Raw genomic sequence first — 13,876 nt, 5'->3', positions numbered from 1 at the left:
TCCACACCGGAAAAAAAACATGCCCGACACCCTGCGCATCAACGGCCAACGCCTGTGGGACTCCCTGATGGAACTGGCGCAAATCGGCGCCACACCCAAGGGCGGCGTCAAGCGCCTCACCCTGACCGATCTCGACCGCCAGGGCCGCGACCTCGTCGTCGGCTGGGCGCGCGAGGCGGGCATGTCGGTCACCATCGACAAGATCGGCAACGTCTTCATGCGCCGCGCCGGCCGCGACAACAGCCTGCCTCCGATCGTCACCGGCAGCCACGTCGACACCCAGCCCACCGGCGGCAAGTTCGACGGCAATTACGGCGTACTGGCCGGGATCGAGGTGGTGCGCACCTTGAACGACCACGGCATCGTCACCGAAGCCCCGGTCGAAGTCGCATTCTGGACCAACGAGGAGGGCTCGCGCTTCGTGCCGGTGATGATGGGCTCCGGCGTCTTCTGCGGCGCCTTCAGTCTGGAGACGGCCTACGCCGCCAAGGACGTCGACGGCAAGACCGTGCGCGAGGAGCTGGAACGCATCGGCTACCTGGGCGACGAGGAACCCGGTCGGCATCCGATCGGCGCCTATTTCGAAGCCCATATCGAGCAGGGCCCGGTGCTGGAAGACGCCGACAAGGTGATCGGCGTGGTGCCGGCCGTGATGGGCCTGTCCTGGTACGACTGCACGGTGTCGGGCATGGAAGCGCATGCCGGCCCGACCCCGATGGGCCTGCGCCGCGATGCGCTGCAGGTGGCCACCACCATCATGCAGGAAGTGGTGGCGATTGCGAACCGCTATCCGCCTTACGGCCGCGGGACGGTCGGCATGGTGCAGGTGTTCCCGAACAGCCGCAACGTCATTCCGGGCGAAGTGAAGTTCAGCATCGATCTGCGCAACGTGAACGACGAGTTACTCAATACGATGCACGAGGAAATGCTGGCCTTCGTCGCGAAGACGCGGCAGGAGTCGGGCCTGGGCATCGAGGTCGAACGCGTCTCCTACTATCCGCCTTGCCCCTTCCATCCCGATTGCGTGGATGCCGTGCGCGCCGCGACCGAAAAGCTCGGCTATTCGACGATGGACGTGGTGTCCGGCGCCGGCCACGACGCCATCTACACGGCGCGCGTCGCTCCGTCGGGCATGATCTTCGTGCCCTGCAAGGACGGCATCAGCCACAACGAGATCGAGGATGCCCAGCCGGCGCACCTGGAGGCGGGATGCAACGTGCTGCTGCATGCGATGCTGGAGCGGGCCAAACTCGCGTCCTGACGAATCCTGAGGGGGGAGGTGGGCATGCCGGCGTGCACGGACCTGGCGCAAACGCGGCTAAAATGCCCGCATGCCGAGCAAATCTCCTACCTTTCCCGGTCCGCTGACCGCGCGTGGCGCCGTGCTGGCCGTGCTGCTGTCCGACGAAGACCAGACCGGCGCCGAGCCGCTGCGTGGCCGCGTCACGCTGGCGGCCATCGTCCGCACCCTGAAACGCAAATACAACTGGCCGATCGAGACGAGCAGCTTTCCCTCGAACGGCGCCGATGGCCGCGCCACTTGGGCGACGGTGTACAGCCTGCCGCCGGCGGTCGTGGCGAAGGCGCTGAACGCGGGCGGGCGCGACTGGCTCAAGAGCCGCGCCAGCGCCAGGCGAGCGCCGCCGCCAGAGTACGAGTAAGCGCAGCGCCCTGCCTGCCGGGGAGCGATTCGCTGGCCAGGCGGCCGCTGGCGCGCCATGCTTGAACCCGCCGGCAGGCCGCATCTGGCGACGCTTGCCTTCACGGCAACCGCCATGCTCGCCTTTGCCGCCAATTCGCTGCTGTGCCGCCTGGCGCTGGCAGGCGGCGGCATCGATCCGGCCAGTTTCGGCGCAGTCCGCGTGGTGTCGGGCGCACTCGCGCTGGCGCTGATCGTGCGCCTGCGCGCCGGGAGCGGGCCGGCGGGCGGCGACTGGTGTTCGGCGGCGATGCTGTTCGCCTATGTCGCCTTCTTTTCGTTTGCCTATGTCAGCCTTCCCGCGGGGACCGGCGCGCTGATCCTCTTCGGCGCCGTCCAGCTGACCATGTTCGGCTGGGCGCTGCGCGGCGGCGAGCGTTTTACGATGCCGGCCTGGTGCGCTCTGGCGCTGGCGGCGGCGGGGCTGGTCTACCTGGTGCTGCCCGGCGTGAGTGCGCCGCCCTTGCTGGGCGCGGCGCTGATGGCGCTGGCAGGGGCGGCCTGGGGCGTGTATTCGCTGCGTGGACGCGGTGCGCCTGACCCGCTGCGCGCCACGGCCGGCAACTTCCTGCGTGCGGCGCCGCTGGCGCTGGTGTCGTGGCTGCCGTTTATGGGAGTCGCGCATGCCAATGCGGCGGGGATCGGGCTGGCGGTGGTGTCGGGGGCGCTGACCTCGGGTGTTGGGTATGCGCTGTGGTACACGGCGCTGCGCGGGTTGACGGCGATGCGGGCGGCGACGGTGCAGCTATCGGTGCCGGTGATCACCGCGTTTGGGGCGGTGCTGTGGCTGGGCGAGCCGGTGACAATGCGGCTGGTGCTGGCGTCGCTGGCGGTCCTGGGCGGGATCGCGCTGGTGCTGGCCAGGCGGGGTAAATAGTTTTACTGCTAGCGTGTAAATTTAAGCGAGCAGCTTCTCCATGTACACCGACGGAATCCCGATCCCCGACCGGTGCGGATACATCTCCTCGCGCACGGCAACAAAACTGGCGCGCTGGTAGAAGGGCACGGCATTCAGGGAAGCCGAGAGAAGCAAGCGCTCACTACCAGCCGAACGTGCCGCCTGCTCGACAGCCTGCATCAGCATGCCGCCAATGCCCCGCCCATGCTGCGCCGGTTCGACGAACAACCCGTCGACCTCGCCGCTGGCCGCATTCCATACCGCGTAGCCCAGCATCCTGCCATCCTCGATCGCGACAATGCCCCCGCCCTCAGCGAACAAGCCCGGCATGGAGTCGGGTACCGGGGAGGCGAGCCAGACTGCGAGTACATCCTCGCTGTAATGCCCCGCGCATGCATGCGCGACCGCGCGGGTACGCAGTGCCCAGAGTGCTTCTATGTCGTCACCGAGGGCTGGCCGCAAAGTGATCATGTGTGTTCCTTGACACAGCCAACGATGGCTTTAAGCTGGCAATGACAGCAATCACGGCCCCGACTTGCAGCCCACGTAATCTTTTCTTCGCGCATGACATCCCGATCGATGGAGGAGCGAACATGGACATGGTGTATTGCCCGGGTTGTGCCAGCGGCCCGCATGACGGCACCCCAGTCTGCCCGGTCTGCGGCGCACCGCAAATCATGCAGGCTGCATCGTCCGCGCCGCGCAATCCCTTCAAGCTGATCGCCTGCTGCCTGCTCTGGTCCATCGGATTCTGGTTTGGCTTTCTGATGCTGCTGGGAGGAGAGCGGCTGGCCGGTCCGCTACTGCTGGCGTCGATTGGCCTGTCCATCGTGCTGACAGTACGCGGCACGCTTCCCGGTACCGCCAGGCGCCCACTTACTCCTTGACCTCGAGCTGGCGCAGGAAGTCGAGCAGCACCTGCGCCGCCAGCTCGGCATCGTCCGCCGTCATCGTCTCGAGCCGATTGTGGCTGATGCCGCCATTGCCGCAGCGCGTGAACAGCATCGCGACCTCGGTCAGCTGCGCCATCTGCATCGCGTCGTGACCGGCGCCCGACAGCAAATCGAAGCGCGGCAGGCCCTGGCGTTCGACTGCCGCACCCAGCAAATCCATCAGGTGCGGCGCGCAGGGCGCTGCATCGGCCTCGACGATCTTCCACAGCTTTTCCTCGATCCCGCGCCGCGCACAGATCGCCGAGATCCCGGCCAGGATATCGTCGACGGCCGCCAGGCGCACGGCGTCATCGGCGGCGCGGATGTCGAGCGAAAGCTTGCAGGCGCCCGGAATCACGTTCACCGAACCGCCCGGCACTTCGAGCTGGCCGACGGTACCGACCAGGGAGGCGACCCCGCTGCAACGCCCCTCGACCAGCAGCACGATCTCGGCGGCGGCGGCGGCCGCATCGCGCCGCAAGCCCATCGGCGTGGTGCCGGCATGGCTGGCCACGCCCGTCAGTTCGACCAGGTAGCGCGAGCTGCCGGCAATCGCCGTCACCACGCCCACCGGCAGGCCGCGTTCGAGCAGCACCGGTCCCTGTTCGATATGGACTTCGACGAAGCCGAGCAGCTCATCGGGCTTGCGCGCAAGGGCGGGGATCGTGGCGGGATCGTGGCCCGTTGAGACGATCGCTTCGCGCAGGGTGACGCCGTCCGCATCGACCGCGTCCAGCAGCGCCGGATCGAACCGCCCGGTGATCGCACTGCTGCCGAGGAAGGTGCTGCGGAAGCGCACGCCTTCTTCTTCCGCGAAGCCGATCACGTCCAGGTGGAAGGGCAGGCGCTCGCCGCGCGCGTGCAAGTGCGCCGCGACCGCGATCGGCAGCAGGATGCCCAGGCGCCCGTCGTACTTGCCGCCATTGATGACGGTGTCGTAGTGCGAGCCCGTCATCAGCGATTTCGCATTCACGTCGAGCGCGGCGTAGCGTCCGACCACATTGCCCACCGCGTCGATGTGCGCGTCCATGCCGGCGTCGATCATCCAGTTGACGATGCGCGCGGCCGTGCGCCGGTGCGCGGGGGTCAGGTAGGCGCAGGTCAGGCCCGTCTCGGCATCGCTCCACTCGCCGATCGTTTCGCACCAGTCCATCACCTGCGCGCCCATGGAAGGCACGACATCGAGCAGGACGTTGAGGCGGATCTCGGCGATGCGGTGCACCTGGCGCAGGGCCTCGGCCAGCTCGCCGGCGCGGGCATTCTTCAGGCGCCGGGCGAAGGTGTCGATGATGGCGCTGCGCGTGAGGCCGCGCCCGGTCGGGCCTTTCACGGCCAGGATGAAGGGGAAGCCGAACTTGTCGTTGTACTCGCCGTTGAGCTGCTGCAGGCAGGCGTATTCCTCGGCGCTGCACTGGTTCAGGCCGGATGCGGCCTGTTCGCCCGTCGACTCTTCGGTCAGCTCGCCGGCAATGGCCGCCTTGCCCGCCAGCTCGGGGTGGGCGCGCAGCAGCGCCAGGCGCTCGTCCTCGCTGGCTGCGCCGACCACCTCCTGCAGCGCAAGCTTGAGCGCGGCGAGGGTGGCGAACGGACGCCGGCTTGCCGCGCGTTCGGCGATCCAGGGCGAGTGCTCGTAGATGCCGTTCAGGGCCGCGGCAAAGGCGGCATCGTCAAGAGAGTTCAGGCTTGCAAGCGTGGTCATGGTCGGCCTCGGGTGGTCAAGCGTTCGATGATAAATCCTGCGCGTGGTTCCATTATCAGGCTGCGGATATACCGCCTACTTCTGGATCAGCGCGCGCGCCGCCTGGCTCACCTGGTCGCGCAGCCATTTGTGTTCCGGCGACTGGTGCACGCGCTGGTGCCAGAGCTGGTAGAAGCGCATCGGCGGGAATTTCAATGGCATCGTAAACGTCTTGAGCGGAAGCGTCTTCTCGTAAAAGCGCATGAACTGGCGCCCGGTGGTGAGTACCAGGTCGGTCTGGGTCAGCATGTAGGGGATCAGGCCGAAATAGGGCGACTCGACCGCGATCTTCCTGTGCATGCCCTGGCGCGCGAGGAAGGAGTCGATCACGCCGTGGTAGCCCGGCAGCGTCTGCGAGGGCGCCACGTGCGGCAAACTGAGGTAGTCTTCGATGGTCATGGCGTCGGCCGCAGTGCGCTTGGCGTACGGGCTGTCGGCGCGCATGGTGCAGACGATCGGATCTTCGAACAGTTTCGAGATGTGCAGGTGCGCGGGCGGCTCGTCCCAGTTGGCGATCACCAGGTCCATTTCGCCGTCCGACAGCATGCGCAGGTAGTCGGCGCCCGCGCCCATGCCGTGGATCGCCACCCGGCTGTTGGGCGAGCCGCGCCGCACGGCGGCCACCACGTTGGGCAGGAACTGGGTGTCGAGGTAGTCGGGCGCGGCGATGTGGAAGGTGCGCGCCGCTTCCTCGGGCACGAAGGCCGACTTCTTGATGAACAGGCTCTCGGTCTCGTCGAGGATGCGCTTGGCGGGTTTGAGCAGGCTTTCCCCGTGCTGGGTCGGGACCATGCCGCGCGCACCGCGCACCAGCAGCGGGTCGCCCGTCAGTTCGCGCAGTTTGCGCAGCGAGGCCGAGATCGAGGGCTGCGGCTGGTTCAGTTTCAGGGCCACCCGCGAGACGTTTTTCTCGACCAGCAGCAGGTAGAGGATACGGATCAGGTGGATATCCAGGTGCTGGGGCAGGGCGGCCATGTTTGGTATATATGCAATTGGGTATGTCGAATATACGTCAAGTTTCATGTTGAACAAAATGAAATCGGGCTATCGTCAATGAAATACTGACAAGGACTATGCATGGACGTGTTCGGACACCTGGGGCCCTACGGCCTCGAATGGCTCAATCTGCTCGTGCGCTGGCTGCACATCATCACCGGCATCGCGTGGATCGGCGCTTCCTTTTATTTCGTCTGGCTCGACAACACGATCCGGCCGCCGGCGCCGGGGTCCGACCTGGCGCAAAAAGGCGTGGCCGGCGAACTCTGGGCCGTGCATGGCGGCGGCTTTTATAATCCGCAAAAATACCTGGTGGCGCCGGCCACGCTGCCGAAGGAACTGCACTGGTTCAAATGGGAAGCCTATTCGACCTGGCTGTCGGGCTTCGCGCTGCTGTTCATCGTCTACTACCTGAACGCGCAGGCGATGATGGTCGACCGCAGCGTGGCCGACCTCACCAGCTGGCAGGCGGTCGGCATCGGTCTTGGCAGCCTGGTAGTGGGCTGGCTGGTCTACGACCTGCTCTGCAAGTCACCGCTGGGCAAGCACGACCTGGCCTTCGGCGCCGTCATCTTCGTGCTGCTGGTGGCCGCGAGTTACGTTCTCACCCACCTGCTCAGCGGGCGTGCAGCCTATCTGCATGTTGGCGCGATGATCGGCACCATCATGGTGGCCAACGTGGCCCATGTGATCATCCCCGGCCAGCGCAAGATGGTCAACGCCATGATGGCCGGCCAGAAGCCCGATCCCGTTTACGGCATCCGCGCCAAGCAGCGCTCGGTCCACAACAATTACTTCACGCTGCCGGTGCTCTTCCTCATGATCAGCAACCACTACGCGATGACCTACCGCCACGAGCACGCCTGGGCGGTGCTGGCGGTGATCATGGCGGCGGGCGTGTTGATCCGCCACTTCTTCAACCTGCGCCACAAGGGCCGCGTCGAGTGGAAGTATCCGGCCGCCGGGGTGGCGCTGCTGGCCGTGCTGGCGGTGCTGATCGCGCCAAAAGCGCCCGTCGCGCAACAGCCGGGGCTGGACGCGGCGGCCCAGTTCACCCAGGTGACCGCCATCGTCGGCCAGCGCTGCGTCAGCTGCCATGCGGTCCAGCCGACCCAGCCGGGCTTTCCCGCCGCGCCGGCCGGCGTGATGCTCGATTCGCCCGCACTCGTCAGCCAGCACGCGGCGCGCATCTACCAGCAGACGGTCCAGCTGAAAGCGATGCCGCTGGCGAACCTCACCCACATGACCGACGCCGAGCGGGCGCAGGTCGGCGCCTGGTTCGAAGCCGGTGCCAAAACTGGAGCCAAGCAATGAGCACCTCCACGCAACAGCAACTGCTCGACTGGATCGATGCCCACTTCGACGAACAGGTCGCATTTTTACAGTCGGTGGTGCGCATCCCGACCGATACCCCGCCCGGCAATAACGCACCGCATACCGAGGCCGTGGCGGGCATGGTCGCCGGCTTTGGCTGGGAGGCCGAGCGCCACGCCGTGCCGGTGCAGCAGGTGCGCGACTACGGCATGGAGAGCATCACCAACCTGATCGTGCGCCGGCCGTATGGCGCGGGCGGGCCAACCGTCGCGCTCAACGCCCACGGCGACGTGGTGCCGCCGGGCGAGGGCTGGGTCCATCCGCCGTATGGCGCGGAGATCGAGGATGGCTATCTGTACGGGCGCGCGGCGGCGGTGTCCAAAAGCGACTTCGCGACCTATATCTTCGCCGTGCGCGCGCTCGAAGCGCTTGGCTTGACATTGAAAGGCGGCGTCGAGCTGCATTTCACGTATGACGAAGAATTCGGCGGCTTGCTGGGCCCGGGCTGGCTGCTCGAACAAAAGCTCACACAACCCGACCTGGTGATCGCCGCCGGCTTCAGCTACCAGGTCGTCACCGCGCACAACGCCTGCCTGCAACTGGAGGTGACGGTACACGGCAAGGCCGGCCACGGTGCGATGCCGGAGACCGCGCACGACGCGCTGCAGGCCGCCACGCGCATCCTGAATGCGATCTACGGCCAGCTGCCGGAGCTTAAAAAGATCAAGTCGGCGGTGGCCGGCATCGACTCGCCGACCATGCTGGTCGGGCGCATCGATGGCGGCACGAATACCAATGTCGTGCCGGGCAAGGTGGTGCTGAAAATGGACCGCCGCATGATTCCCGAGGAAGATCCGGCTGCGGTCGAGGCGGGCGTGCGCGCGCTGATCGAGGAGGCGGTAGAGGGATTGCCCGGGATCCGGGTCGAGATCCGGCGCCTGCTGCTGTCGCAGGCGCTGCGTCCGCTGGCCGGCGCCGCGCCGCTGGTGCAGAGCCTGCAGCGCAATGCCCAGGCCGTGTTCGGCGAAGCCATCCCCGCCGTCGGCACGCCCCTGTATGCGGACGCGCGCCTGTACGGCGAGCGCGGCATTCCGGCGGTGATGTATGGCGCCGGACCGCGGACCGTGCCGGAATCGAATGCGAAGAAGGCGGACGAGAAGCTGGCGCTGGAGGATCTGCGCAAGGCGACCAAGGTGGTGGCGCTGACGCTGTTCGATCTGCTGTCTGTGTAGCGCTGGCATCGCTCTGACCGCATTTTGTCGGGGACCGTGGCGTACCGTAGGGTGGGCACTCTGTGCCCACGCGTTACATGCGCACGCTTCACCTGCACCCATGACGAATCGCTCGTACGGTCTGACTGCCATTTAGCAGATGTACCTGGGCGCCGGATACCGTGCGAGCGAGCGGTCAGCGCAGTGTATGCCAGACAGGCACGTAACGCGTGGGCACGGGGTGCCCACCCTACGGTTCTATGTCTCTTCCCTGCGTCACCTGCCGTCAGCGCGGCACGATCGCGAACTGCGGACCCTCGCCATAATCAGGTTTCACGCCGCGCGCCATGAACACGGTCCAGGCCTTGCGGCCGGCGGCGCCGCCGGCGTCGGCGGCATAGGCGAGAGCAGGCTGCATGTTCGAGGGGAAGCCGCTGACGGCGGCCGCGTAGCCGCCCATGTCGCCGACCTTTTGTTTCAAGGCCGCCGCCATTTCGCTGCCGGTGCAGGGCAGCTCTGCCGCCTCGCGCCCGACCGTGGCGGCGAAGGCGTCCTTGATCGAGTCGAAGTAGGGCGCGCCAGGCGCCGCGCGCACCGTATAGGTGTAGTTCGCGCCAGCCATCCAGCAGGCGCCGTCGCCCACCATGCGGCCGATCGGGAAGCGCGCTTTCCAGCGCAGCAGCGGTTCGGCCTCCTTGAAGCCCAGTTCGGCCACGTGTCCCACGGCGGCGGTGAAGAAGTCGTCCTGCCAGGGCGCGAGCGCGGTTTTCTCCTTGTAGACCACGGCATAGCCATTGACGATCGCGCCCAGCTTGTTGGCCGCGGGGTTGTTGCTGTACTCGGCGTTGTACCAGGCCAGGTTGCTGTCCAACAGCGTGTTCAGGTCGCGCTTGAGCGGATCGGCGTCGGGCGTGATGTAGGCCGCCTGGCCGAGCGTGCGCAGGCCCCAGGCCTGGCCGCGCACCTGCTCCGGCGCCAGCAGTCCCTGGACATTCCTGCGGTAGCCGGGATTCGACGAAAACAGGTTGTACATGGCCCAGAACTGCAGCTCTTCCAGGTAGTAATGGTCGCCCGTGACGAGGTAGGGCAGGTAGGCGAAGCCTGGCTGGTGCGACACGTCCGGCTTGAGCGGCGTCTTGCACAGGTCCTTGCGGCAGGCCGGGAAAGCTTCCTGCTTGCCGGTTTTCGGATTGCGGGTGTCGGACTTGTTGCCCAGTAGTGTCATGTACGGATAGTCCAGCAGGCTGACCGGCCGGCCGGTGCGCTGGTCGCGGTAGTGGATGGGCCAGCTGCCGGCCAGTTCGGCGGTGCCGAGCGTGACCGTCTTGGCGCGTTCGTCCATGCTGAGCAGATAGGCCGCAGCCCAGCCGGGCAGAAGGCCGATGTCCTGGCGCCCGCCGGGGGCGGGCATCGCGGGTGCGGCCAGGCCGACGCCCATCGGTTCGGTCGTCAAGCCGCCCCAGTTCGACGCCAGCGTGGCAAGGGCACGCTCGCGCACGGCCACCGAGCGGTCATAGTTCGGCAGCGCGCGCGAGTCGATCAGGTAGGCCGTGTCATGGCGCAGGTGCAGGTCGGGCGCCTCTCCCAGCCAGGCCAGGCTGCGCCAGCGCGCATGGTGGTAGTGGGTCAGGCCGCGCTTCTCGTAGACCTGCTTGCCGCCCGCCATGATCGTCACGTCGTAAGTGATGTTCTGCGGGTCGGGCGCATAGGCCCAGTTGTTCTCGATGACGACGTCGACGCGCGCCTTCTTCGCCGCGCCATACCAGCGCAGCGCGAAGCGCGCCGCCAGGTGCGGGTGTTCGGCGCCCTTCGCGTCCACCAGGGGCGCGGCGCCCTGCAGTTCGGTGACGATGGGACCATGCAGCCAGGCCTGCGCCTGCGGGCCCTTCAACGCGGCGGCGCTCGAGGCGGTGTAGCGCGCGCCGTCGACGACGATGGTAACGACCGTGTCGGCGCCGGCGCCGGGTTTTGGCGCGCCTGGGTTCTCGGCCTTCTTCGCGCTCTTCACCAGCGCCAGGCCGATGTCCTTGCCGGCGCCCAGGCGCGGCAGGATGGCCGAGATGACGGCGTGGCGCACCGAGCCGTCCGGGTGGCTGGCCTTGACGTCGAGCTGCAGCGGCAGCACCGTGCCGTCGGCCAGCTTGCCCGCCAGCGCCGCGCCGCGCGGCAGGTCGCCCCTGGCGAATACCTGGCCGAAGCTGAGTGGCACGTTCGCCTGGTCCTCGCGCGCGGTGCTTTCGATGAGGACGCCGGTGATGCCGCCGGTGGGGATGGCGGCGCCTTTCGCGCGCGGACGTGCGGCTTTCTCCTGGCCCGTGGTCTTTTCCTTTGCCTCTTCCTTGTCCCGTCCGGACGCGCCATGGCGCTCGTCCAGCACACGGCTGGCGTCGAGCTGGCCGGTGGACGGCAGGCCGACGAAGGCCGGTGCCTCCTGGGCATGGGCGGCGCCGCAGCAGAGCGCGGCGAAGAGGGCGGAACGAAGGTAGAGCGGCAGGCGGGAAAGCGTCATGAAAGTCGATCGAAGCGGAAAACGAAACCGAACAGTAAAACAAAAAGCGCCCCGCAGGGCGCTCGTTTGTACCGCACTACTGCTTGAGCGTGCGCTCGAACAGCTTATAAATGCGGCGGTACTGGTCGAACCAGCTTTCCGGCTGGGTGTAGGCGTGGCGTTCGAGCGGGTAGCTGGCCAGCTCCCAGTTGTCCTTCTTCAGCTCGATCAGGCGCTGGGCCATGCGCACCGAGTCCTGGTAGAACACGTTGTCGTCGACCATGCCGTGCGCGATTAGGAGGTTCCCCTGCAGCTTGTCGGCGTATTCGATCGGCGACGAGATTTTATAGGCCTGCGGATCGAGGTCGGGCGTGTTCAGGATGTTGGCCGTGTACTCGTGGTTGTAGGTGGTCCAGTCGGTCACCGGACGCAGGGCCGCGCCCGACTTGAACATCTCCGGCGCGCGCATCAGGGCCATGAAGGTCATGAAGCCGCCGTAGCTGCCGCCGTAGATGCCGACATTGGCGGCATCGCCCTGGTGGTTGGCCACCATGTAGCGCACGCCGTCCTGATAGTCGACCAGTTCCGGGTGGCCCATCTGGCGGTAGATCGCGGTGCGCCAGTTGCGGCCATAGCCCTGCGAGGCGCGGTAGTCCATGTCGAGCACGATGTAGCCCTTCTCGACCAGCAGGTTGTGGAACATCTGCTCGCGGAAGTAGACAGGGAAGCGTTGATGGGTGTTCTGCAGGTAGCCGGCGCCGTGCACGAACATCACGACCGGGTATTTCTTACCCGGCACCATGTTAGCCGGGCGGTACAGCTTGGACCAGACCGGGTCGCCGCCGTCGCTCGAAGGCACGGCCACGTAGTCGGGCTGGATCCAGTTGCGCGCTTTATATTCCGCCGTGCGCGTATCGGTCAGCTTCACGGCCGCGCCGCCGCTGACGGGCACCGCGGCCAGCTGGGCCGGCATATAGCTCGACGAATAATGCACCAGCAGCTTGCGGCTGTCGGGCGAGAGCACGAAGCGCTCGACGCCCGACAGGGCGGTCACTTCGCGCGTGGCGCCGTCCTGGGCGTTCACGGCGCACACTTCATAGGTGCCCGGGGTCTTGCGGTTGCAGAGCAGGTAGGCGGTGCCGCCATCCACGCTCCACTGGATGTCGGTCGCTTCCCATTTGCCGCTGGTGAGCGCGCGCGCACGGCCGTCGAGCGCCTGGGTGTACAGGTGCGCGTAGCCGCTTTCTTCGGAGGTGAACCAGAGCGTGCGGTTGTCCGGCAGCCAGCCGAAGTCGCTGTTGTCGAAGTTGACCCAGGCCTCGTCGCTCAGGCGATGCTGGGGCTTGAGTTTAGCGGCGGCGAGGTCGATGGTGGCGATCCAGCGGTCCTTGTTGTCGACCGCGCGCAGCATGACGGCGGCCAGTTTGCCGTCCAGGCTCCAGCGCACGGCGTCGTCGCGGTCGGCGATGCGCAGCGGGCGGTTTCCTTTCAGGGGATCGAGCTTGGCCTCGGCGCGCAGTTTGGCCAGCGGATCGACCGCGATGCCGGGCAGGGCGTCGAAGGACAGGTCCTGCACTTTGCCGGTGGCCAGCTCGATCAGTTTCAGCGCGTGCGGCGCCGGATTGGTGCGCCCGACGCGGGTGCGCTGGTCGTCCATCTCTTCATAGCCCGATTCGGTGACGTAGCGCGGCATCTTGCCGACACGTCCTTTGTCCGTACCTTTGGCGGCGGTGACCACCACCAGGTAGCGACCATCCGGAGACAGGGCGCTGCCTTCGATGCTGACCTTGTCGCCCAGGTAGACCGGGCCTGGCGCGCGCGTCGGATCGAAGCGGCGCTCTTCCTCGCTGCGGGCGCGGGCGGCGTCGCGGTCGTCCCTGGCGCGCTTGAGGGTCGTGATCAGGCGCAGCTGCATGTCGCGCAGCGCGTCGGGATCCTGCACGGCTGGGTCCTTGGCCGCGCGGGGCAGGGCGATCGGCCCCTGCAGGCGACTGGCGCGGTCCCAGCCGAACCAGTCGTGGCCGACGCGGAACTGCACCGCGCGCTCGTCGCTGGCGTATTGCGGGTCCTCGGCTTTCACGCCGCGCGTGATTTGAACCAGTGCGCCGGTCTTCAGGTCGCGCTCGAACAGGTCGCCATTGCGCACCATAATGGTGCGTGTGTGCGCACGGTCATAGACCACGGCCGGGCTGTCGAGCGTTGCCAGTTCGGCGTCGGCGACTTTTTGCACGCCGTTCTGGCGCGCGAGAAAAGTGTCGCGCAGCTGCGAGCCGGTGCGCTTCTGCTTGAAATACACGTCCTTGCCGTTCCAGCCCCACCACGCCGCTTCGACCGGATTGCCGATCCAGTCCGGATGGGCCATGGCCTGGTCGAGGCTGATGGGCGTAGGCGCGGGCGCTGCTGCCGCAGCAGGCAGGATGGAAAGCGCAGCAAGGAAAGTCAGTGCAGGAAGTCGCATCGTGGGTATCGAGTGAGTGAAAGGAAGTGCTTTCTAGCCAGAAAAATGCGAATGCATTCTAGCGCAGCCAACATGTAGCAGGGATATTGAGCCGAGAAATTTCACAAGCACTTGGCGTCGGATGTTCAGTCCTTGGCCCGTT

General features: G+C 66.8%; 11 protein-coding genes. 6 read left to right on the top strand and 5 right to left on the bottom strand.

The genetic code is table 11. The annotated features are described in order from the left end of the window. Positions 1-19 precede the first annotated feature (19 nt). The 3 genes from NMB41_RS19240 to NMB41_RS19230 all read left to right on the top strand — a co-directional run bounded on the left by NMB41_RS19240 (position 20) and on the right by NMB41_RS19230 (position 2,576). Entirely contained in the window at positions 20-1,261 is a 1,242-nt protein-coding gene (locus tag NMB41_RS19240; RefSeq protein ID WP_494379406.1) for a Zn-dependent hydrolase, read from the top strand. Positions 1,262-1,331: 70 nt separating this feature from the next. Then, on the top strand, positions 1,332-1,661 hold the full coding sequence (locus NMB41_RS19235; RefSeq protein ID WP_494379405.1) for a hypothetical protein: 330 nt from the start codon (positions 1,332-1,334) through the stop codon (positions 1,659-1,661). Between the two features lie 57 nt (positions 1,662-1,718). After that, positions 1,719-2,576 (top strand): DMT family transporter, encoded by an 858-nt coding sequence (locus tag NMB41_RS19230; protein WP_494379404.1) that lies wholly within the window; start codon positions 1,719-1,721, stop codon positions 2,574-2,576. 21 nt (positions 2,577-2,597) lie between these two features. Here NMB41_RS19230 and NMB41_RS19225 read toward each other — a convergent pair whose 3' ends face one another. After that, entirely contained in the window at positions 2,598-3,068 is a 471-nt protein-coding gene (locus NMB41_RS19225) for a GNAT family N-acetyltransferase (RefSeq protein ID WP_494379403.1), read from the bottom strand. 122 nt (positions 3,069-3,190) lie between these two features. On the opposite strand from NMB41_RS19225, the gene NMB41_RS19220 reads away from it, so the two are divergent. Next, complete coding sequence (locus NMB41_RS19220) at positions 3,191-3,484, top strand: hypothetical protein (protein ID WP_494379402.1); 294 nt, start codon at positions 3,191-3,193, stop codon at positions 3,482-3,484. Here the strand turns inward: NMB41_RS19220 and NMB41_RS19215 are convergent. Together NMB41_RS19215 and NMB41_RS19210 are read right to left on the bottom strand one after the other, a co-directional pair. After that, a complete protein-coding gene (locus NMB41_RS19215) occupies positions 3,474-5,228 on the bottom strand; it encodes an allantoate amidohydrolase (RefSeq protein ID WP_494379401.1) in 1,755 nt (584 codons plus the stop codon). The genes NMB41_RS19220 and NMB41_RS19215 overlap by 11 nt on opposite strands. A 75-nt stretch (positions 5,229-5,303) precedes the next feature. Further along, entirely contained in the window at positions 5,304-6,242 is a 939-nt protein-coding gene (locus NMB41_RS19210) for a LysR substrate-binding domain-containing protein (RefSeq protein WP_494379400.1), read from the bottom strand. A gap of 102 nt (positions 6,243-6,344) precedes the next feature. Between NMB41_RS19210 and NMB41_RS19205 the strand changes: the two genes are divergently transcribed. Further along, complete coding sequence (locus NMB41_RS19205; RefSeq protein WP_494379399.1) at positions 6,345-7,577, top strand: urate hydroxylase PuuD; 1,233 nt, start codon at positions 6,345-6,347, stop codon at positions 7,575-7,577. Continuing rightward, a complete protein-coding gene (locus NMB41_RS19200; RefSeq protein WP_494379398.1) occupies positions 7,574-8,809 on the top strand; it encodes a M20/M25/M40 family metallo-hydrolase in 1,236 nt (411 codons plus the stop codon). Before NMB41_RS19205 ends, NMB41_RS19200 begins: the two co-directional genes overlap by 4 nt. A 265-nt stretch (positions 8,810-9,074) precedes the next feature. Here NMB41_RS19200 and NMB41_RS19195 read toward each other — a convergent pair whose 3' ends face one another. Then, the gene (locus NMB41_RS19195) at positions 9,075-11,297 is read right to left on the bottom strand and encodes an RIFT barrel domain-containing protein (RefSeq protein ID WP_494379397.1); all 2,223 of its coding nucleotides are present in this window, start codon (positions 11,295-11,297) and stop codon (positions 9,075-9,077) included. Positions 11,298-11,373: 76 nt separating this feature from the next. Beyond that, positions 11,374-13,734: a S9 family peptidase gene (locus NMB41_RS19190; RefSeq protein ID WP_494379396.1), complete on the bottom strand. Its 2,361-nt coding sequence runs from the start codon at positions 13,732-13,734 to the stop codon at positions 11,374-11,376. Positions 13,735-13,876 lie beyond the last annotated feature (142 nt).

It is taken from the genome of Massilia sp. FBCC-B171 (assembly GCF_059134155.1).
Note: the sequence above shows the minus strand (reverse complement) of the source record. Positions and strands in the feature narration are given on the sequence as shown.